An 18,751-nucleotide genomic window follows, 5' to 3' on the forward strand; every position below is an offset into this window, starting at 1 on the left:
CATATAAACAAAGCGGGTGAAATTGGAGAATTGTGTTCCCTTGTATACAGGCAAATAACACCAGGCTGGTTCATAGAAAAACGTAATCTGAATGAAAGCTACCCTTATGAAGCTTAACTATTTAAGAGGTCTGTTGGCAGTTTTACTGGTTTCCCTGCTGGCCAGTTGTGGCGGTAGTAAAGGCCCCAAAAACGCACAAGGGCAATTAATCGGCGTGAGCCCCAGACCAAAGTATTCTCCCCCGGTCCCCTATGGGATGGTTTATGTACCACCTGGAACCTTTCACATGGGACCCAGTGATGAAGATGTAAACTATGCGTACACGGCGCGTAATAAGTCAATTTCCATCTCCGGATTTTACATGGATGCAACGGAAATTACGAATAACGAGTATCGCCAGTTTGTACAGTGGGTAACGGATTCCATCGCCCATATTCTGTTGGGTCACGTAAAGCAGGACGACGGACAGGATATCATTGACTGGAAACAGAAAATTACCTGGAAAGATAAAGGTACTGTCGAGAAACTGGACGCCATGGTGTATTCCGAGGCTGACCGTTTATACGGCCGTAAAGATATTGACGTGGGTAAACTGATTTATCACCAGGAAACTTTCAACTGGGATAAAGCCAAGATGAGAGAGAATTTCGGTAAACCACGTTCTACCTTCATCGTGAAAAAAGACGTGCCTATTTATCCCGACACATTGTGCTGGATCAGAGACTTCTCTTATGCCTACAATGAACCAATGACCCGTATGTATTTCTGGCATCCTGCCTTTGATAACTATCCGGTAGTAGGCGTTAACTGGCACCAGGCAACTGCTTTCTGCGAATGGAGGAGTAAGTTCTGGGAAGATTACCGCAACAGTAAAAAACTGTTTACGGAAGATAAATTCCAGCTGCCTTCTGAAGCCCAGTGGGAATATGCTGCCCGCGGTGGAAGAGAGCAAACACCATACCCTTGGGGTGGTTACTACATCCGTAACAAAAAAGGATGTCTGCTGGCCAACTTCAAACCAGGACGTGGTAACTATCCGGAAGACGGCGGTTTCTACACAGTACGTGCAGATGCCTACTGGCCTAACGATTACGGCTTGTACAACATGTCCGGTAACGTGGCAGAATGGACCGCGGATATCTTCTATGAAAATGCCTACTCCTTTACATCAGATATGAACCCGTATTTAAGAATGGATGTTCCGGATGATGCCCCGTTGAAAATGAAACGTAAGGCGATCAGAGGTGGTTCCTGGAAAGATGTGGGTTACTTCCTGCAAACCGGCACCAGAACATATGAATACCAGGATAGTTCTAAATCATACGTTGGATTCAGATGTACCATTGCCCTGAGTAAAAGAAGCAAGCACAGATAAAACAAATAAGCATTCAGTAATAGCAGTTTAATATAACCATCAAACCTTTATATTATGAACACTATTATCAGCACCTCTGCGAGTAACAACTATTCCATACAGTACTTTAACACTAAACACTTTAACCAGATTAAATTTTAACCTATGGCTATGAATCCTAAAAAAGCTCAATGGCTGAACTTTTTCGTATGTATTGCGGCTTCCATTGTAATTATAGGAGCATTATTTAAACTGCAACACTGGCCTTTTGCCGATGTCGCACTGATCTTTGGTCTGAGCACCGAAGCCCTGATTTTCTTTGTGTATGCATTCGTTCCGGATTCTTCCGCATCTCAGCCTCAGGCAGTAGCTATTGCCGGATCCCCTGCTGTTGCCGGTCTGGACAAAATGTTACAGGAAGCAGATATCACGCCTGCCAACCTGCAGCGCCTGAGCGAAAACTTCCAGAAATTAGGTACTACTGTTGACAAAATGAGAGACATCAGTGATGTAGTAGCTGCTACCGGCGATTACACACAGAAAACAAGAGAAGCTGCCAGCGCTATCGGTAACGTAGCTCACGCTTACACTACAGCTGCTGCTGCGGTATCTTCTTTCAGCTCTGCTTCAGAGTCTACCAAAAACTTCCACGAACAAATGCAGGGTATGACTAAAAACCTGGCTTCCCTGAATGCCGTGTATGAACTGGAACTGCAGGACACTAACAACCACCTGAAAGCTCTGAACAAATTCTACAGCAATCTGCAGAACACTGCAGCAGCGATGAGCGGTAGCGTAGAAGATGCGAAGAAAACACAGGAGCAGATTTCCCTGCTGGCTAAAAACCTGAGCAACCTCAACACTATCTATGGTAACATGCTGTCAGCAATGCATGGATCAAAATAAGGTACCGCTAATAGTTTTGAGTTAACAAACCATTCAATTAAATCTGAAAACAAACTATGGCACTACCTAAAGATCCTAGGCAGAAGATGATCAACTTCATGTACCTGGTCTTGACGGCCATGCTCGCGTTGAACGTCTCTGCTGAAATATTAAACGCTTTTTCTATCGTTAATAATTCTATCAATACTTCCAATAATTCCTTAACTGCGAAGAACAACTTCATCTACAGTCAGTTTGAGGCGCAAATGAAAGACAATGCTGCCAAGACAGCACCTCTCAAAGCAAAAGCGGAAGAAGTAAAGAAGTTGTCTGCGGACATGTATTCTTACCTCGAATCCCTGAAAGAAACAATCGTTACTGCCGCCGGTGGTAAAGATGAACACGGGGAAATGAAAGGAAAGGATAACCTGGATGCAGCTACCCGCATCATGGAAAATGAGAAAAAAGGACCAGACCTGGAAGCAAGACTCACCAAACTGCGTACGCAGCTGCTTTCTTACGTTGATCCTAAGAAAAAAGACCAGTTCGAAAAAACCCTGCCACTGAAAATTGAAGTAGGTAAATCAGGTAACGAACATGGTAATCTGAACAAAAGCTGGACTACCTACCACTTCAACATGGTACCTGCTGTAGCAGCAGTAACCATCCTGGGTAAATTCCAGAATGATATCAAAAACTCAGAATCTGCTATCATCGATGATCTGTTCCGTCAGATCGATGCAAGCACCTTCAAATTCGATAAAGTAAGACCATTCATCTCCCTGAATTCCAAAAACCTGATGGAAGGTCAGACCTTAACCGCACAGATCGCAGTAGGTGCTTACAGCACTACCGTGAATCCTACCATTGTGGTAAACGGTCAAACTATTACCGCAACAGAAGGTCTGGGTACTTTTACTGCAGCAGCCAGCGGCATCGGTGAAAAAACCATCTCCGGTACAATTACACTGCCTAGCCCAACCGGCGGCGCTCCTGAATCCTATCCCTTTACAGAAACTTATAATGTAGGTGCTTCTACCACCTCTATCTCCGCTGATAAAATGAACGTGCTGTACATCGGTCTGCAGAACCCGATCTCGATTTCTGCTGCGGGTGTGCCTGCCGAATCAGTATCCGCTTCCATTAACGGCGGTACCATTTCCAAACGCGGTTCAGGTGAGTATGTAGTAACTGTAAGCCAGCCAGGTAAAGCTGTTATCAATGTAGTAGCTAACGTGGACGGTAAAGTAAAATCCCTCGGTCAGAAAGAATTCCGTGTAAAAAGAGTACCGGATCCAGTACTGAAAGTGGGTGTTAATAAAGGCGGCAGCATGAAAGCAGCTGACTTTAAAGTACAGGGCGGTTTACGTGCTGACCTGGAAGACTTCGAATTCGAAGGTGTGAAATACGAAGTAATTGGTTACCGCGTGGGTATTCAGGCTAAAGGTCGCGAATACACTGAAGGTGATGCTACCTCCGCTTATTTCCCTGGTAACGTAGCCGGATCTATCCGCTCTCTGCGCCCAGGTGACGAAGTATATTTTGAAAACGTGAAAGTGAAAGGTCCGGATGGCGTGGTTCGTCCGATGCCGAGCACTATATTTAAATTAAACTAACGGTCAATAAATTACTGAATTATGCGAGCAGTAATATTTAACAGAATTGGTTGGTGCACAATGTTGCTGGTAATGCTGGCAACAGCAGCTGAAGCGCAGCGCCGTGGCGGCACTACCCGCCGCAGAACTGCAACGGAAGCAGCTCCCCAGCAGGACCCCAACGCCCCGGTTGTAAACCCGGCAACAGGTAATGCTGTTACGCCTCCTCCTGCTATCCCTGCTTCTCAACGCCCAGATGGAATTACCGGAACCGTCGTAGACACTCCCCGTAAATCACTGCGTATTGATGGCGTGGTAGAAAGGAACCTCGCAAGAGAACGTGTTCCCATCACCTATGACTACATCCGTGAGGATGATCGTTTCTGGGAAAAACGTGTATGGCAGGTAATCGACGTAAGGGAAAAAATCAACCTTCCTTTCCAATACAATGTGGAAGATGAGGGTGGTATCAATCAGCTGTTTATCAATATTCTGCTGACCGCTATCAAGAATAAAGAGATAGAGGCCTTCAACCCTATCGATGACCGCTTCACAACGGTAATGCCTTACTCCGAAATCCAGAACAGGATCAGTGGTGAAGAAAGAACCGTACGTAGCATCGACCCGGTAACCGGCGAAGAGAAAATGGTAACCACCCGCGACGACTTCGATCCCCGTACCATCAAACAGTACAAGATCAAAGAAGTATGGGTATTCGATAAAGAGGCCTCTGCACTGAAAGTGCGTATCCTCGGTATCGCTCCCATGGTATCCCGTATCAATGAGGATGGTAGCATTCGTGCCTCTATTCCTTTGTTCTGGGTATACTATCCTGATACACGCGCTATCCTGGCCAAATACGATGTATACAACCAGAATAACGACGCTTCCACTATCAGCTGGGAAGACGTTTTCGAAATGCGGTTCTACGGTAGCTACATCGTGAAGGAAAACAATACCTATAACCGGGAGATCAAAGACTACATTAAAGATGGCAGAATGCGTCTGATGGAAGGACAAGGCATTAAAGACCGTATCTTTAACAAAGAACAGGATCTCTGGCAATATTAATATTCGTTATATCCAATATTGGAATTACGGATTAAAACCTAAAATGCTTAATTTTTAGGTTTTAATCCGTAATTTTTTTGTCGTGTATGCTGGAACTGTTACATAAAGCCGTTGATCAGATTATGCCGCTCCCGGAAGAAGAATGGGGCGCATTTGCCTCCTGCTGGGTACCGGTGACGTATAAACGAAAAGAAATGATGACAGTAGCCGGCGAAATAGAGCGGTACATTTACTTTGTTACCGCCGGTGTACAACGGGTGTTTAGCTTGGATGGCGATCGCGAATCCACCATCATATTTACCTATACCGGCTCCTTCTCAGGTGTCATGGATGCCTTCCAGTTGCAACGCCCCTCTCCTTTTTATCTCGAAACCTTAACCGCCAGCACCCTGCTCCGCATGACCTTTGCCGACTTTAACCGGCTTACCCTGCAATACCCGCTGATAGAACGTTGGGTACGACTGGGTACTGTCGGCGCATTATCTGGTGTATTGGAAAGACATAGAGAATTGCTTTGCTTTACCGCAGAACAAAAATTCAAAACCCTGCTTACCCGCAGCCCGCAGGTGCTGCAGCTGATACCTCACAAATACCTGGCTTCCTACCTGGGTATCGATCCGGCTACTTTCAGTAAACTATTGGGTACGGTAAAACTATAAAATGTTGGGCTGGACCAAGATTTTCTAACCCAGACCCTGGTAGCTTTGCATTAAATAAGTATTTGACATGTCGCAGGTTAACACTAAGGAACTGCTGAAACAGCTGTATGATCAGTCTGTACAGATGCAGCAGCAGGCAGCAGGATATTTCGATGGTAAAACAGCCGCTTTATTGCAGCAGCCCCCTGCTCCGGGAAAATGGAGCGCGCTGCAATGCCTTGAGCACTTAAATAGTTATGGCAGGTATTACCTGCCGGCGCTCGAGAAAGTGATCACAACAGCAGCCAGTAAAGGAAGCCAACCTGCAACACATTTCAAAAGCAGCTGGCTGGGCGCTTATTTTATCCGGTTGATGCAACCCAATACAGATCAGACTTTGCGTAGCAAGATGCAATCGCCCCGTGACCATGTGCCACCAGTACAGCTGTCGGCTGACACGGTTATAGCAGAATTTATACAGCAACAAACACGCATGCAGGCGTTATTGCAGCGGGCAGCAAAAATAAATATCCGGCAGGCAAAAGTACCCACCTCCATCAGCCGCTTTATTAAGCTATCGGTGGGTGATACGTTCGGGTTCCTGACGGCACATACCCATCGGCATATGTTGCAGGCAGCAAGAGCGGCGCGTGCATAGGAACGTATAACCTTACGCGTTATGAAAGTGATCCCAGATCAGTTTCGCTTTAGAGGGGCCTACTTCGGCCGATAATTCTGCTTCACTGAGCAGTTTTATTTTGGCCACAGAACGGAAGGTTTTTAATAACTGGGTAGCGGTGTTTTCACCAATCCCTTTTATGCCTTCCAGTTCATTTTTAAAGGTGCCTTTACTGCGCTTCTGCCGGTGAAAGGTAATACCAAAGCGGTGTACCTCATCGCGCACGCGGCGTATCAGTTTCAGGCTTTCGCTGTTGAAAGGAAGTTTGATACTTTCTGAGTCGCCGGGGAAAAAGATTTCCTCTTCATTTTTAGCCAGCCCCACTACGGTCATACTACCAATGAGGCCTAATTCCCGGATACTTTCCATCGCAGAACCTAACTGCCCTTTACCACCATCTATAATCACCAGCTGGGGTAATGGTTGTTGTTCGGCCAGTAAGCGGTTGTAGCGGCGGTATACAATTTCTTTCATGGAGGCAAAGTCATTGATACCTTCCACTGTTTTAATATTAAAGTGCCGGTAATCCTTTTTGGAAGCAATCCCGTCTTTGAATACCACACAGGCAGCTACAGGATAGCTACCCTGAAAGTTGGAGTTATCGAAGCATTCAATATGTACCGGCAGGTCAGACAATTCCAGGTCGGCCTGCAGTTGATAGAGTACCTGTTTCCGTTCCATATCAGACTTGCCTTCCAGGTGCAGTATCTTTTTGCGGAATAACTCTTCCTTGAAGTAATTCACGTTTTTCTCCGACAGCTCCAGCAGCTTCTTTTTATCGCCCCCTTTCGGAACGGTGATCGTCAGGTCATTTTCCGGATAGCTTAACGGGAAGGGCACTACGATTTCCCGGGTCAGGCTTTTAAACACATCCCGGAGATAGGCGATCGCGTAAGTCAGTACTTCCTCATCGGTTTCTTCCAGTTGTTTTTCCAGGGTCACCGTTTTGGTATCTGCAATGGTGCCGTTAAGAATACGGAGGTAGTTGACGTAGGCATGATTACCATCACTGATAATGGAGAATACATCGATATTTCCCATGCGGGTATTAACGATGGTGGATTTAGCAGAATATACATCCAGGCTTTCTATCTTTTTACGCATGATTTCGGCCTTCTCAAACTCCATCCTGGCCACGTGTTCCTGCATTTGTTCTTTAAACAGGTTCACCACCGGCGTGAGATTACCTTTCAGTACGTTTTTTACCTGCTGTAAACCCTGCTGGTAGTCTTCTGGTGTTTGTAAGCCTTCGCAGGGGCCCTTACAGTTGCCCAGGTGGTACTCCAGGCATACTTTGAACTTCCCTTTCTTAATATTCTGGTCAGACAGATTCAGGTTACAGGTACGGAGCGGAATATTGTATTTGATGACCTCCAGTATCTCCCGTACGCGGCCTACCGAGGTGAATGGTCCCAGGTATTCCGAGCCATCTTTGATGACATTGCGCGTGAAAAATACACGGGGGAAAGCCTCGTGTTTGATCACAATGTAAGGGTAGGTTTTATCATCTTTCAGGTTGATGTTATACTTGGGCCTGAATTGTTTGATGAGGGAGTTTTCCAGGAGGAAGGCATCCTGTTCCGAATTTACGATGGTAAATTCTATATGATGAATATGTTCAACCAGTTTCCTGGTTTTGTAATTGTCGTGGTTTTTGGCAAAATAGGAGCTTACCCGTTTGCGCAAACTTTTCGCCTTCCCTACATACAGGAGGGTGCCCTCTTCATCGTAATACTTATAAATGCCTGCTTCTACAGGAATAGTATGTGAAATTTGCTGGAATGCTGCTCCTGTCATTATTGCTGCTCATTTTTAGGCGCCATGGTTACGTCGATCTCTACTTCTTTGGAAGAAAGGAAGGCAATCTTCTGGTAAGTAGTGATGTTGATACGTTTATTGCGGAGGTAAGCCAGATCCTGCCGGAACTCGTATACCTGATTGCTGGTATAGGCGTGTATGTTTACCCGTTGTATGATGCCGTGTTTATCCATTTCAAGGGTAATTTCAGCCGGATTGGTTTGCCGCCCTTTGGATTTGTAGATATAGGACCTACTGCCGGAAAACGGATCATACAAGCTGGAAGTATCATATTCATCCCGCAGGGAAGGCTTGTTCAGGTCTGCATCTGTGAAAGGCTTCAACAGGTCCTGAATAGCAGTACTATCGGTGCCTGCGATGGTCGATGATTCCCGTTGTCCGTTCAGTACGGCGGTTTTATGTAATACCAGGTTGGCGGCCAGCAGATGTGTTTTTTCCGCGACAAAATACGCCGGCAATGCAATGTACTTATCTTGTGAGTTGCTCTTTCCCGAACGATTATCCGGAAGGCAGGCGGTTTGCCCCAGGAAGGCTAACAGCACTAAAGCCGGGTGGAATCTTTTCATGCAGCAAAATTAATACTTAAATACGGGTCATAAAAAATGCGCCGTAAAAACGGCGCATCGATGCATGAGCAAATCTGTCGAGAGCACTAAAAATATGAAGATCAGCCAATAAGGCTGATGTTTTTTCCAATGTATTGGTTATTAAACGCTGTTGGGAAAGTAAAAGTTACAGGAGAAAAAAAATAATGAAAGAAAATACAAAAAAAGTTGAGGGGTTGGTCGTAAATGGGGTAAATCACAACTAAAGCACACGGAATGCGACAAATAGGAGGTGGTCCTTCCGGGCGCTTTAGTTGTTGATAGTTATTTGGAGATTATACCAGGAGGTTACCGGTCATTTCAGGTGGAACGGATAATCCCATGAAATGGAGAATGGTGGGGGCAATGTCGCCCAGTTTCCCATCCTTTACCGTACCGCGGAAATCTTTATTGATGATAAACAGTGGTACGAGGTTCAGGGTATGTGCCGTATTGGGAGTACCATCTGCATTGATCATGAAATCGGCATTGCCATGATCGGCCGTCAGGAAAACGGTGTAATCACTGGCCAGGGCCGCGGTTACAACTCTTTCCACGCAATGGTCTACTGTTTCTACTGCTTTGATGGCTGCTTCAAATACACCTGTGTGTCCTACCATGTCTGCATTGGCAAAATTGAGGCAGATGAAATCAGCGGTTTTATTTTCTATCTCCGGTACAATCGTATCGGTTACTTCATTGGCGCTCATTTCGGGTTGCAGGTCGTAGGTAGCTACTTTCGGAGAAGGTACCATCAGCCGGCGTTCTCCTTCAAATTCTTTTTCCCGGCCACCGGAGAAGAAGAAGGATACGTGTGGGTATTTCTCGGTTTCAGCTATACGGATCTGGGAGTAACCATCTTTTGCCAGTACTTCACCCAATGTCATGTTCAGGTTGTCGTTCTCAAATACCACGTGCACATTTTTATAAGTGCGGTCGTATTCGGTCATGGTGGTGTAGTACAGGTGCAGTGGCTGCATACCAAAATCAGGGAAAGCTTCCTGCGTGAGTACCTGGGTGATTTCGCGGCAACGGTCTGTACGGAAGTTGAAGCACAGTACGGCGTCATCTGCTTCGATCCGGGCCAATGGCGTCTGGGCGTCATCTGTTACGATAATCGGTTTAATAAACTCGTCGGTTACGCCTTCTGCATAGGAAGCTTTAATGGCGGTAAACAGGTCCTGAGTAGGTGTACCGGTAGCATTTACCAGCGCGTCGTAGGCCAGTTTCACGCGTTCCCAGCGTTTATCGCGGTCCATGGCATAATAGCGGCCGGTTACGGAAGCTATTTTACCGGTTGTTTGCGCCAGGTGGGCAGAGAGGTCTTCCAGGTAGCCGAGGCCACTTTTAGGATCGGTATCGCGGCCATCGGTGAAGGCATGGATGAATACTTTCTCCAGTCCGTGCTGATGGGCGATTTCCGTTAATTTTTTCAGGTGTGTTATATGGGAGTGCACACCACCGTCGCTTACAAGTCCGATCAGGTGCAGTGCTTTGTTATTGTTTTTAGCATGTGCCAGGGTATCCAGGAGTACCTGGTTGCTGGCCAGTTCACCATCCCGGGCGGCCACGTTGATTCTTTGCAGTTCCTGGTATACTATTCTTCCGGCGCCAATATTCAGGTGACCTACCTCTGAGTTGCCCATTTGTCCTTCCGGCAAGCCTACCGCTTCTCCGCAGGTAACCAGGTTGCTATGCGGGTATTGCTTATATAAGCTGCTTACAAAAGGTGTTTTAGCATGTGCAATAGCGTCGGCCGTAGGAACTTTACCCTCGCCCCATCCGTCCATAATTACGAGAATGGCTCTTTTCTTTTCCATATCCTGTCTGGTTAAGGTTTAATATTATTTCACTCAGGGGGTGAAAGTACTTATAATGGGTTTAAATATTTTACAAAAATAAAAGTATTCGTAAAATATAAAGCGGAGGTAACCGCGTTATAGTTTTTATAACAGATTTCATCCTTACTTATTTTAATGAAAACACATATTAACTCTATGTTATAATTTAGGCGTTCATTGCTACTACTATGATGTGATTTTATTGACTTACAGTGTGTTTGGCATAGTTTTAGCATTTAATTTGAGTTTGAAAAAATCACACTTTTAATAAAAAAACTGACAATGAAAAAGCTATTGATGGTGCTGGGGGTGTTATTGTTGGGAGGAATTTTTACGGCATTTACGCTGTCGGCAAGCTCATTTGGTAATACAGTTGCTGGCCCTTTTGAAGATGTAGTGAGTGCGATTAAACAGGGCGATGCGAGTAGCTTATCCCGTTTTTTGGATAATAACGTAGAAATTAACATAGCAGGAAAGGCGAACTCCTACAGCAAGGCACAGGCAGAAGTTATTTTAAAGGATTTCTTCTCCAAAAACCAGGTGAAAACATTTGAACTGGTACACCAGGGAGGAGAAGGTTCCCGGTTCGGGATTGGAACATTGGCCACGTCCGGCGGTACTTACAGGCTTTCTTTCTTCTTACAGAAGAAGGGAGGATCTATGGTATTGAATGAACTGAGATTTGAAAATAAATAAAAGTGCTCAACATAAATTAGTTGAAAAACCCGGTGCCCCGCAATTAATTGCGGGGCACTTTTTATTTTTGTTGTCAAATAGGTGGGTTTCATGATCTCCATGAAATCTGAAAACACATGAATTATGTTAGAAGAAGCAGCGTTACAAGCATTTATCAGAAGCGCATTGGCAGAAGACATAGGAACCGGTGATCATTCCACTATGGCCTGTATACCACCTACAGCCCGGGGACGTGCCGTACTCAAAATAAAAGAAGACGGTATCCTGGCAGGTATGCAAGTAGCGGCCGCTATTTTTAAATGGCTGGATATGTACACCGTATTTAAGCCGCTGAAGCAGGATGGTGACGCGATGGTAGCCGGTGAAACGGCTTTTGAAGTAGAAGCAGCCGTACATACCCTCCTGATGGGCGAAAGACTGGTACTGAACTGTATGCAGCGGATGAGTGGTATTGCTACCCTTACCCACAGCTATGTGGAAAAACTCAAAGGATATCATACCCGGGTGCTGGATACCCGTAAAACCACGCCCAACTTCCGGTTGCTGGAAAAAGAGGCAGTTCGTATAGGCGGTGGCGTGAATCATCGTATGGGACTGTACGATATGGTTATGCTGAAAGATAATCATATCGATTTCTCTGGTGGTATTACCGCTGCTGTAACTAATACGGTGGCTTATCTGAAAGAACGTAACCTGCCACTGAAAATTGAAGTGGAAACGCGTAACCTGGAAGATGTAAAAGAGGTACTGGCAGTAGGACAAATAGATCGTATCATGCTGGATAATTTCACCCCGGCTGATATTACAGCTGCGATGCAACTGATAAACGGCCGTTTTGAAACAGAAGCATCCGGCGGTATTACCATTACCAACCTGGAGGAGTATGCTAAAACAGGCGTGGATTATATTTCTGTGGGAGCGATGATTCACCATGCCGTGAGTCTTGATTTGAGCCTGAAGGCTGTCATACTTTAAAACAGTTTTTTTGAAGAAGATTTTATTTATCATTAACCGCAAGGCTGGCACAGACCGTGAGAAAAAACTGGGAGATGCTATCCGGCAACATTTGCCGGCCGACCAGTTTGAAGTGAGCATTACACACCTGGCTTACCTCGGGCATGGTGCGGACTTGTCGAGAGAAGCCGTAAAGAATGGCGTACATACCGTAGTGGCGGTAGGCGGTGATGGTTCTATCAATGAAATAGCACAGGGATTGGTAGGAAGCCAAACGGCGATGGCCATTTTGCCTTTAGGCAGTGGTAATGGTCTGGCACGGGCACTTAAAATTCCGCTGGATGTACATAAAGCCCTGCGCCTGATTGCAGCCGGCAAACAACGCGCGATAGATGTTGGCTATGCCAATGAACACCTGTTTCTCAGTAATGCCGGTGTGGGATTTGATGCCTTGATTGCAGAACAATTCCGGCATACAAAAAAACGGGGGCTCTCTGGTTATGCAAAGCTGGTGCTCAAAAGCTTTAAAGACTATCAGCCTGCCTCCTACTCTATCGATATTGATGGACAACAACTGCAGGTGCCTGCTTTTCTGCTGACCATTGCCAACGGTAATCAGTTTGGATATGAATTTAAACTGGCGCCCGGTGCCAATGTATTCGACGGACTATTGGATATTTGTATTATGCCGCCGGTAAGCTTTTTAGAACTATTGCCTGTTAGCATGTATTCTTTGCTGGGTAATATTGATAAAACCCGTTTTATGCAGCATTATACCGGCAAGGAGATTACCATCCGCAGCAGCGAACTGCAATACCTGCAGGTAGACGGTGATGCGGTACCGCTTTCTGAACCGGGACTGGTACGCCTCCGCATACAGCAGGCTGCGATTCAGGTAGTGGTCAATGATTAACCTTTAAATTTTAGAGAGATGTCAAAAAAGAAAAATACATCAGGTAGTGGTATTGTTTATTCCACGGATCCTAACTTCTCTTTTGAGCCGGAATATACCGCCCCGGAAGAAACGTTGGCGCCGGCTGATCAGCCGCTGAAAGTGACGTTGGATAAGAAACAACGTGCCGGTAAAGTAGTGACCCTCGTGACGGGTTTTTCCGGTACCGTAGAAGCATTGGAGAAATTGGGCAAGGAACTGAAAACCAAATGTGGTGCAGGTGGTAGTGCAAAAGAAGGCCAGATACTGATCCAGGGCGATTATCGCGAGAAAGTAATCAAATGGCTCCAGGATTGGGGCTACAAGAAAACAAAATAATTTTTTCTTCCCCTGTCTGGCAGCTTTCGGGCTGTAAAACAGGGGAAGAAAAACAGACTATAACCATTAACGGTTTACCAGTTTTAAGGCCCCTTCTGAGTAGCGTAACCCTGCCACGGTATTCTCCTGTAAAATCTGATCAATCGCTGCCACATCTGCAGCAGAAAACTGAATAGCTGCTGCCGCTGCATTTTCCTGCAGGTATTTACGGCGTTTGGTGCCCGGAATAGGTACAATATCCTCTCCCTGCGCCAGTAGCCAGGCGAGCGACAGTTGCGCCACAGTAATCCCTTTGGTTTTGGCAAAAGCTTCCAGTGCGGTTACGGTTTGCAGATTCTGTTCAAAATTGCCTGCCTGGAAACGGGGCAACCCTTTACGGAAATCGGCGTCGCTTAAGTTGCTGGTATTGGTAATAGCGCCGGTAGTGAGGCCTCTTCCCAGCGGGCTGTAAGCTACCAGGGTAATACCCAGCTCACGGGTGGTAGCCAGTACGCTACTTTCCACATCGCGGGTAAATAAAGAGTATTCATTTTGTAACGCAGCAATAGGATGTACTGCCTGTGCTTTTCTGATGGAAGCTACACTGGCTTCCGACAGCCCGAGATAACGTACTTTTCCTTCTTTCACCAGTTCAGCCATAGCGCCTACAGTGTCTTCCACCGGAACGGTATCGTCTATACGATGTGAGTAATAGAGATCAATCACATCTACCTTTAATCTTTTTAAACTTGCTTCACAGGCCTGTTTCAGGTATTTGGGGGAACCATCAAAATAGGTGGAACCATCTTCCCTGAATTTAAATCCGAATTTGGTGGCCAGGAAAACTTTATCCCGTTTGGTAGCCAGTATTTTTGAAAGGAGGGTTTCGTTGGCACCCTGCCCATACATATCTGCTGTATCCCAGAAGTTGATGCCCAGATCGAGCGCCAGTTCCAGGGTAGCGAGCGACTCCTGCTCGTTGAAATCCTGGCTGCTGCCATAGGCAAATGACATGCCCATGCAACCCAGTCCGATAGCGGAGATTGATTCACCTGTTTTTCCCAGTTTTCTGTACTGCATATTGATCGTGTTTTAACGTTACAAAATTAAGTAGCGGTACAAGGATGTGGGTTGTAGCAGGCAAAGTATTACTTGTTAAAATCAAAGTATTACCGGGTACGATACAGATGTGGTGATTGGCCACTGTGATTTTTGAAGAAGTGGGTAAAGTTACCGGGATCTTCAAACCCCAGACACCAGGCGATTTCGGCAATGTGCCAGTCGGTATGAATGAGTAATAAACGGGCTTCCAGCAACATCCGCTGCCGGATATGTTCACTCACAGTGCGTCCGGTTACTGATTTCACGCAGGCATTCAGGTGATTGGGATGCGTATTCAGTACCTGTGCGAACTCCTTGGCGGTTTTGAGTGGCAACTGCTGATGGGTATATTCAATGGGAAACTGTTTCTCCAGTTTATCTGTAAACTTTTGTGCCAGCAACTGTGCGGCGGTTAAAACCCGCACGGGTGTTTGGTTTTGTGCGGCAATTCTTTTGCCTTCCAGCATCAGTAGTTTCAGATAAATAAGAATAGCTTCCTGTTTAAAAGCAGCATTTTCGTGATACTCCCGCATCAGTTGCCGGAAGATAGATTGCAGGTATTCCGTGGTGGCAGGAGAAAGTTTAAATACCGCCTGTGCGCCCAGCTGAAATAACGGGTATTGCAACAGGTCTTCCTGGTTATGCCGGGATTCAAAAAGCTGCTCAGTAAACAGGCAATAGTAGCCTTCCTGTTCAGCTGAGCTTTGCCGCCATGTTTTTAATTCAAAAGGATTGATGAAAAGCAGGGTCGGGCCATCTATTTCAAACCGCTGTTCTCCTATCGTGAAGGTCCCGCTCCCTTTGGAAAGCAAACTTATTTTATAATAGTCCCGTCTGCTGGCTATCACTTCATCCTGACAAGGATACTCAGACCGTTCATGTACGGAGAAGCTTCCGCGAACCGGCGCTTTGGGTATCGGAGCAGTTGGGTTATACAGCAGCAGATCATTACTGAAATCTTCCATGGTCTTCAGGCGGATGGAAGCGTTTTTGGGAGTAGGCATAACCAAATTTAAACAATTCTGTATTAACGACTGTGCTGTTTGATCGCATGTATGTTAAGTTTTCACTGCATTGACTAACCTGAAACCCTTGGTATCATTCAGATGATTTTTTAAATGCATCTTCGTTGCAAATAATTTTTTGCTTAAGTTCTAAAAATTTCACAATTTGTTAACGCCTTTATCAACCAAAATCTTGTTATCATCAATCCTTTGATGATTGCATATGCAGGGCGTTCTGCCACATGATGCCACGAACAAGATATCTTGAATAATATAATTACGGAGATACCTGCAAATGATGCAGGTATCTCTTTTTTTTGAGTATGATTTTGTAAACAGATCATCACATTTAATCTATACATACAACCAATGAATCGCCGTGTATCCCTGCTGTTGTTGTTGTCATTTGTGGTCATAAAAATCGTTTTTCAATATGGCGTTATACATCCAGGATACGACCTGCACCGGGACGAGTACCTGCATCTGGATATGGCTCACCATCTGGCTGCAGGGTATTTGTCGGTGCCGCCATTGACTGCTTTTAATTCACTCCTCATTCACTGGCTGGGTAACGGTACTGCCTGGGTACATTTTTTCCCGGCTTTATACGGCGCTTTAACCCTGGTCTTGATCTGGCAGATGGTAGCCTTATTACGGGGCGGCTGGTATGCACAGGTATTGGCGGCTACCGCTTTTATCTGTTCCGGTATGGCGCGGATAAACCTGCTGTATCAACCCAACTCTTTCGACGTGCTGGCCTGGACAACCGTGTGCTGGTGTTTATTACAATACCTGCATACGGCTCACAGCAAGTGGCTATGGTGGCTGGGAATAGCAACAGGCATCGGTATCCTGAACAAATACAATATCGGGTTCCTGACAGTAGCCTGGCTGGCTGCTTTGCTGGTGTCCCGCCCCCAAACATTCCGGCGGCCCGCGCTTTATTATGCCGGCATCATAACCTTACTGATTATACTACCCAACCTGATATGGCAGGTACGTATGGGATGGCCGGTGATACATCATATGCAGGAGCTGCGTGAAACACAGCTGGTGCATGTAAGCCGGATGTCTTTTATGGCCGATCAGTTACTGTTTTTTATCGGGGGTGTTTTTCTGTTCCTGGCGGCATTGGCAGGCTGGTTATTTTTTCCGCCTTTTCGCCCCTATCGCTTGTTGGGGTGGACCTACCTTTTTGCGATACTCCTTTTTGCGGCCTTGAAAGCCAAGAGCTATTATGCCGCAGGATTATTCCCGCTGTTACTGGTATTTGGCAGTGTATACTGGGAGCAGCTGTTCCGGCCCCGCCTGTGGCGGTATGTACGGCCGCTGTGGTTAGGGGTGATTATACTGCCTTTTGCAGCGGCAGTACCCATCATCTTTCCGGTGCAGGCGCCGGAGGTACTGATTACCCGGCAGGAAAAAATGCATGCATTGGGTTTGCTGTATTGGGAAGATGGAAAAGAACATGCATTGCCCCAGGACTTTGCAGATATGCTGGGCTGGCGGCAACTGGCAGCGCTGACGTTAACGGCATGGCAGCAGGTGCCTCCGGCGGACAAAGCGACAACGCTGATCATCTGCGATAACTATGGGCAGGCAGGTGCATTGAATTATTACAACCAGGGTAAAATGCCGGCAGCGGTATCCTTTGGTGCAGATTATGTGTATTGGATACCGGCAATGGACACCATCCGGTATATTATCAAAGTAGGTAAGGCTCCCGAAAAGCGGTTAATGCCGTTGTTTGGCCAGGTGCAGCAAACAGGCATGCTGCATGCGACCTTGTCTCGGGAAGAGGAAGACAGTACCGCTGTATATCTGTTATCCGGATTATCGCCCCGGTTGCCGGCTGTATTACGGGAAGGTATATACAAAAAGCAGCAAAGCTACCGGGGCATTGACCGGTGATCAACGGGGAATGATAAACTCTACTTCACCAAAGCCCAGTTGCAGGATAGAGCCATCTCTTTCCAGGCAGAGGTGACCGTCTGGTAATACGTCCCGGATGGTGCCGTGAAATATTTCGCCGTCTTTCCGGTATAGTGCGGGTTGCTGCCAGCGGAAAAGCTTGGATTTGTATTCTTCCAGGATGCTTTCGTAATGCGCCGGCTGCAGCTGTTGTATTCTTTTTTCGAAGGCAGCACATAGTTCTTTGGCAAGGGTGACGGGGTCCCAGGATTTACCGGTGATTTGCCGGAGCGATACGGCATTCGGCAGATGATCCGGAAACCGGGCCTGATTGGTATTCACGCCAATGCCGATTATGGCATATTGCCAGCTGTTTCCTCTTAAAACATTTTCAATCAGGATGCCCGCTGCCTTTCTGTCACGCCAGTAAATGTCATTTGGCCATTTAATTATCGCCTCATCACCGGCATAGGCATGCAGAAAATCCCAGGCGCCGAGGGCAATGGATGCACTGAGTAAAAATTGTCTTGAAAGCGGCAACATCGCCGGTTGCAGGGCTACCGTGAGCGCAATGATGTCTCCGGGTTGTGCCGTCCATTGTTTTCCGCGGGTTCCTTTTCCTGCGGTTTGGTTGCTGGTAAACCAGGCTGTACCGGATGTCACCTGGCCTGAATTTACCTGCTCCATGGCATAGTTATTGGTGCTGTCTATTTCGTCTAATATATAAAACGGGTGTCCTATCACATGAATCTTTTTTAGTCTGAATTTCCGGCCCGAAAAGTAATTCATTTTATTATTTTATTAACATTTGGACGGCCCGGGGCGTGTTTTTTAGCGCATTATATTACGGCTTGTTTAGTAACTTTGACAATTAAAGATTATTTTTAACAAAAACGTGATTTATTGGCACCCTTAACCGTTCTGAGCACGAGGAAAAAGGCGCAATTACGCCTGACCAGAGAAAGTGAAATTTTTACCACCATCATAAAGGCCATACAGGAGAAGAAGGGGGAAAATATCGTATCCCTGGATCTACGCCAGATTCCTGAAGCCGTGGCCGATTTCTTTATATTATGTGAAGCTAATTCCGGTACGCAGGTGAAAGCGATTGCTGATTATGTAACAGAGGAAGTAGAGAAGCATACGGAAGAGGAACCCTACAAACACGAAGGATTTTCATCCCAGCAGTGGGTACTGGTTGATTATGTAAATGTAGTGTTGCATATTTTCCAGCCGGAAACAAGAAAATTCTATAATCTGGAGGAAATGTGGAGCGATGCCGAAAGAATGGAGCATAATGACGATAACTAAACAAAAGTTGTTTTTAGAGATAAATTATACATTTTATTTTGATTGCAATAAACATCCGTA

Annotated in this window: 18 protein-coding genes; 12 read left to right on the forward strand and 6 right to left on the reverse strand. The window is 46.1% G+C overall.

Features of this window, described 5'->3' with window-relative positions; translation table 11 throughout:
• The first annotated feature begins 106 nt into the window (after positions 1-106).
• From porK to OL444_RS04535, 6 genes are all read left to right on the forward strand, one after another.
• A complete protein-coding gene (gene porK / locus OL444_RS04510; protein ID WP_264734426.1) occupies positions 107-1,375 on the forward strand; it encodes a T9SS ring complex lipoprotein PorK/GldK in 1,269 nt (422 codons plus the stop codon).
• Positions 1,376-1,525: 150 nt separating this feature from the next.
• Positions 1,526-2,260 (forward strand): type IX secretion system motor protein PorL/GldL, encoded by a 735-nt coding sequence (gene porL / locus OL444_RS04515; protein WP_264734425.1) that lies wholly within the window; start codon positions 1,526-1,528, stop codon positions 2,258-2,260.
• Between the two features lie 56 nt (positions 2,261-2,316).
• Positions 2,317-3,855 carry a type IX secretion system motor protein PorM/GldM gene (porM, locus tag OL444_RS04520; protein ID WP_264734424.1) on the forward strand — a complete coding sequence of 513 codons (1,539 nt, stop codon included), beginning with the start codon at positions 2,317-2,319 and terminating at the stop codon, positions 3,853-3,855.
• A gap of 21 nt (positions 3,856-3,876) precedes the next feature.
• Entirely contained in the window at positions 3,877-4,905 is a 1,029-nt protein-coding gene (gene porN, locus OL444_RS04525) for a type IX secretion system ring subunit PorN/GldN (RefSeq protein WP_264734423.1), read from the forward strand.
• A gap of 86 nt (positions 4,906-4,991) precedes the next feature.
• On the forward strand, positions 4,992-5,564 hold the full coding sequence (locus OL444_RS04530) for a Crp/Fnr family transcriptional regulator (RefSeq protein WP_264734422.1): 573 nt from the start codon (positions 4,992-4,994) through the stop codon (positions 5,562-5,564).
• A gap of 67 nt (positions 5,565-5,631) precedes the next feature.
• Positions 5,632-6,201 carry a DinB family protein gene (locus OL444_RS04535; RefSeq protein ID WP_264734421.1) on the forward strand — a complete coding sequence of 190 codons (570 nt, stop codon included), beginning with the start codon at positions 5,632-5,634 and terminating at the stop codon, positions 6,199-6,201.
• 12 nt (positions 6,202-6,213) lie between these two features.
• Here the strand turns inward: OL444_RS04535 and uvrC are convergent, their stop codons facing one another.
• The 3 genes from uvrC to gpmI form a co-directional block, all read right to left on the reverse strand.
• Entirely contained in the window at positions 6,214-8,019 is a 1,806-nt protein-coding gene (uvrC, locus tag OL444_RS04540; protein WP_264734420.1) for an excinuclease ABC subunit UvrC, read from the reverse strand.
• A complete protein-coding gene (locus OL444_RS04545) occupies positions 8,019-8,606 on the reverse strand; it encodes a hypothetical protein (protein ID WP_264734419.1) in 588 nt (195 codons plus the stop codon). Before OL444_RS04545 ends, uvrC begins: the two co-directional genes overlap by 1 nt.
• A gap of 314 nt (positions 8,607-8,920) precedes the next feature.
• A complete protein-coding gene (gene gpmI / locus OL444_RS04550) occupies positions 8,921-10,444 on the reverse strand; it encodes a 2,3-bisphosphoglycerate-independent phosphoglycerate mutase (RefSeq protein WP_264734418.1) in 1,524 nt (507 codons plus the stop codon).
• Positions 10,445-10,747: 303 nt separating this feature from the next.
• Between gpmI and OL444_RS04555 the strand changes: the two genes are divergently transcribed.
• From OL444_RS04555 to OL444_RS04570, 4 genes are all read left to right on the forward strand, one after another.
• Positions 10,748-11,161 carry a DUF4783 domain-containing protein gene (locus OL444_RS04555; RefSeq protein ID WP_264734417.1) on the forward strand — a complete coding sequence of 138 codons (414 nt, stop codon included), beginning with the start codon at positions 10,748-10,750 and terminating at the stop codon, positions 11,159-11,161.
• Between the two features lie 123 nt (positions 11,162-11,284).
• Positions 11,285-12,136, forward strand: coding sequence for a carboxylating nicotinate-nucleotide diphosphorylase (gene nadC, locus OL444_RS04560; RefSeq protein ID WP_264734416.1), 852 nt, complete (start codon positions 11,285-11,287; stop codon positions 12,134-12,136).
• Between the two features lie 10 nt (positions 12,137-12,146).
• Positions 12,147-13,028: a diacylglycerol/lipid kinase family protein gene (locus OL444_RS04565; RefSeq protein WP_264734415.1), complete on the forward strand. Its 882-nt coding sequence runs from the start codon at positions 12,147-12,149 to the stop codon at positions 13,026-13,028.
• Between the two features lie 18 nt (positions 13,029-13,046).
• The gene (locus OL444_RS04570) at positions 13,047-13,385 is read left to right on the forward strand and encodes a translation initiation factor (protein WP_264734414.1); all 339 of its coding nucleotides are present in this window, start codon (positions 13,047-13,049) and stop codon (positions 13,383-13,385) included.
• Positions 13,386-13,451: 66 nt separating this feature from the next.
• On the opposite strand, the gene OL444_RS04575 is transcribed toward OL444_RS04570, so the two are convergent.
• Together OL444_RS04575 and OL444_RS04580 are read right to left on the reverse strand one after the other, a co-directional pair.
• Entirely contained in the window at positions 13,452-14,444 is a 993-nt protein-coding gene (locus tag OL444_RS04575; protein WP_264734413.1) for an aldo/keto reductase, read from the reverse strand.
• Between the two features lie 89 nt (positions 14,445-14,533).
• On the reverse strand, positions 14,534-15,469 hold the full coding sequence (locus OL444_RS04580; protein ID WP_264734412.1) for an AraC family transcriptional regulator: 936 nt from the start codon (positions 15,467-15,469) through the stop codon (positions 14,534-14,536).
• Between the two features lie 369 nt (positions 15,470-15,838).
• Here OL444_RS04580 and OL444_RS04585 point away from each other — a divergent pair, with 369 nt between their 5' ends.
• A complete protein-coding gene (locus OL444_RS04585; protein WP_264734411.1) occupies positions 15,839-17,380 on the forward strand; it encodes an ArnT family glycosyltransferase in 1,542 nt (513 codons plus the stop codon).
• On the opposite strand, the gene OL444_RS04590 is transcribed toward OL444_RS04585, so the two are convergent.
• A complete protein-coding gene (locus OL444_RS04590; protein ID WP_264734410.1) occupies positions 17,381-18,169 on the reverse strand; it encodes a biotin--[acetyl-CoA-carboxylase] ligase in 789 nt (262 codons plus the stop codon). It lies immediately after the preceding gene.
• 114 nt (positions 18,170-18,283) lie between these two features.
• Between OL444_RS04590 and rsfS the strand changes: the two genes are divergently transcribed.
• The gene (gene rsfS / locus OL444_RS04595) at positions 18,284-18,691 is read left to right on the forward strand and encodes a ribosome silencing factor (protein WP_264734409.1); all 408 of its coding nucleotides are present in this window, start codon (positions 18,284-18,286) and stop codon (positions 18,689-18,691) included.
• Positions 18,692-18,751: the final 60 nt, after the last annotated feature.

This window comes from Chitinophaga nivalis, assembly GCF_025989125.1.
GTDB classification, from domain to species: domain Bacteria; phylum Bacteroidota; class Bacteroidia; order Chitinophagales; family Chitinophagaceae; genus Chitinophaga; species Chitinophaga nivalis.

Excerpts from the sequence above, each read along its gene's own strand:
- nadC (WP_264734416.1), top strand. The coding sequence starts at position 11,285 with ATGTTAGAAGAAGCAGCGTTACAAGCATTTATCAGAAGCGCATTGGCA.
- porM (WP_264734424.1), top strand. The coding sequence starts at position 2,317 with ATGGCACTACCTAAAGATCCTAGGCAGAAGATGATCAACTTCATGTAC.
- OL444_RS04555 (WP_264734417.1), top strand. The coding sequence starts at position 10,748 with ATGAAAAAGCTATTGATGGTGCTGGGGGTGTTATTGTTGGGAGGAATT.
- gpmI (WP_264734418.1), bottom strand. The coding sequence starts at position 10,444 with ATGGAAAAGAAAAGAGCCATTCTCGTAATTATGGACGGATGGGGCGAG.
- porK (WP_264734426.1), top strand. The coding sequence starts at position 107 with ATGAAGCTTAACTATTTAAGAGGTCTGTTGGCAGTTTTACTGGTTTCC.
- uvrC (WP_264734420.1), bottom strand. The coding sequence starts at position 8,019 with ATGACAGGAGCAGCATTCCAGCAAATTTCACATACTATTCCTGTAGAA.
- porN (WP_264734423.1), top strand. The coding sequence starts at position 3,877 with ATGCGAGCAGTAATATTTAACAGAATTGGTTGGTGCACAATGTTGCTG.
- OL444_RS04590 (WP_264734410.1), bottom strand. The coding sequence starts at position 18,169 with ATGAATTACTTTTCGGGCCGGAAATTCAGACTAAAAAAGATTCATGTG.
- OL444_RS04535 (WP_264734421.1), top strand. The coding sequence starts at position 5,632 with ATGTCGCAGGTTAACACTAAGGAACTGCTGAAACAGCTGTATGATCAG.
- OL444_RS04530 (WP_264734422.1), top strand. The coding sequence starts at position 4,992 with ATGCTGGAACTGTTACATAAAGCCGTTGATCAGATTATGCCGCTCCCG.
- OL444_RS04570 (WP_264734414.1), top strand. The coding sequence starts at position 13,047 with ATGTCAAAAAAGAAAAATACATCAGGTAGTGGTATTGTTTATTCCACG.
- OL444_RS04545 (WP_264734419.1), bottom strand. The coding sequence starts at position 8,606 with ATGAAAAGATTCCACCCGGCTTTAGTGCTGTTAGCCTTCCTGGGGCAA.
- OL444_RS04585 (WP_264734411.1), top strand. The coding sequence starts at position 15,839 with ATGAATCGCCGTGTATCCCTGCTGTTGTTGTTGTCATTTGTGGTCATA.
- OL444_RS04575 (WP_264734413.1), bottom strand. The coding sequence starts at position 14,444 with ATGCAGTACAGAAAACTGGGAAAAACAGGTGAATCAATCTCCGCTATC.
- porL (WP_264734425.1), top strand. The coding sequence starts at position 1,526 with ATGAATCCTAAAAAAGCTCAATGGCTGAACTTTTTCGTATGTATTGCG.
- OL444_RS04580 (WP_264734412.1), bottom strand. The coding sequence starts at position 15,469 with ATGCCTACTCCCAAAAACGCTTCCATCCGCCTGAAGACCATGGAAGAT.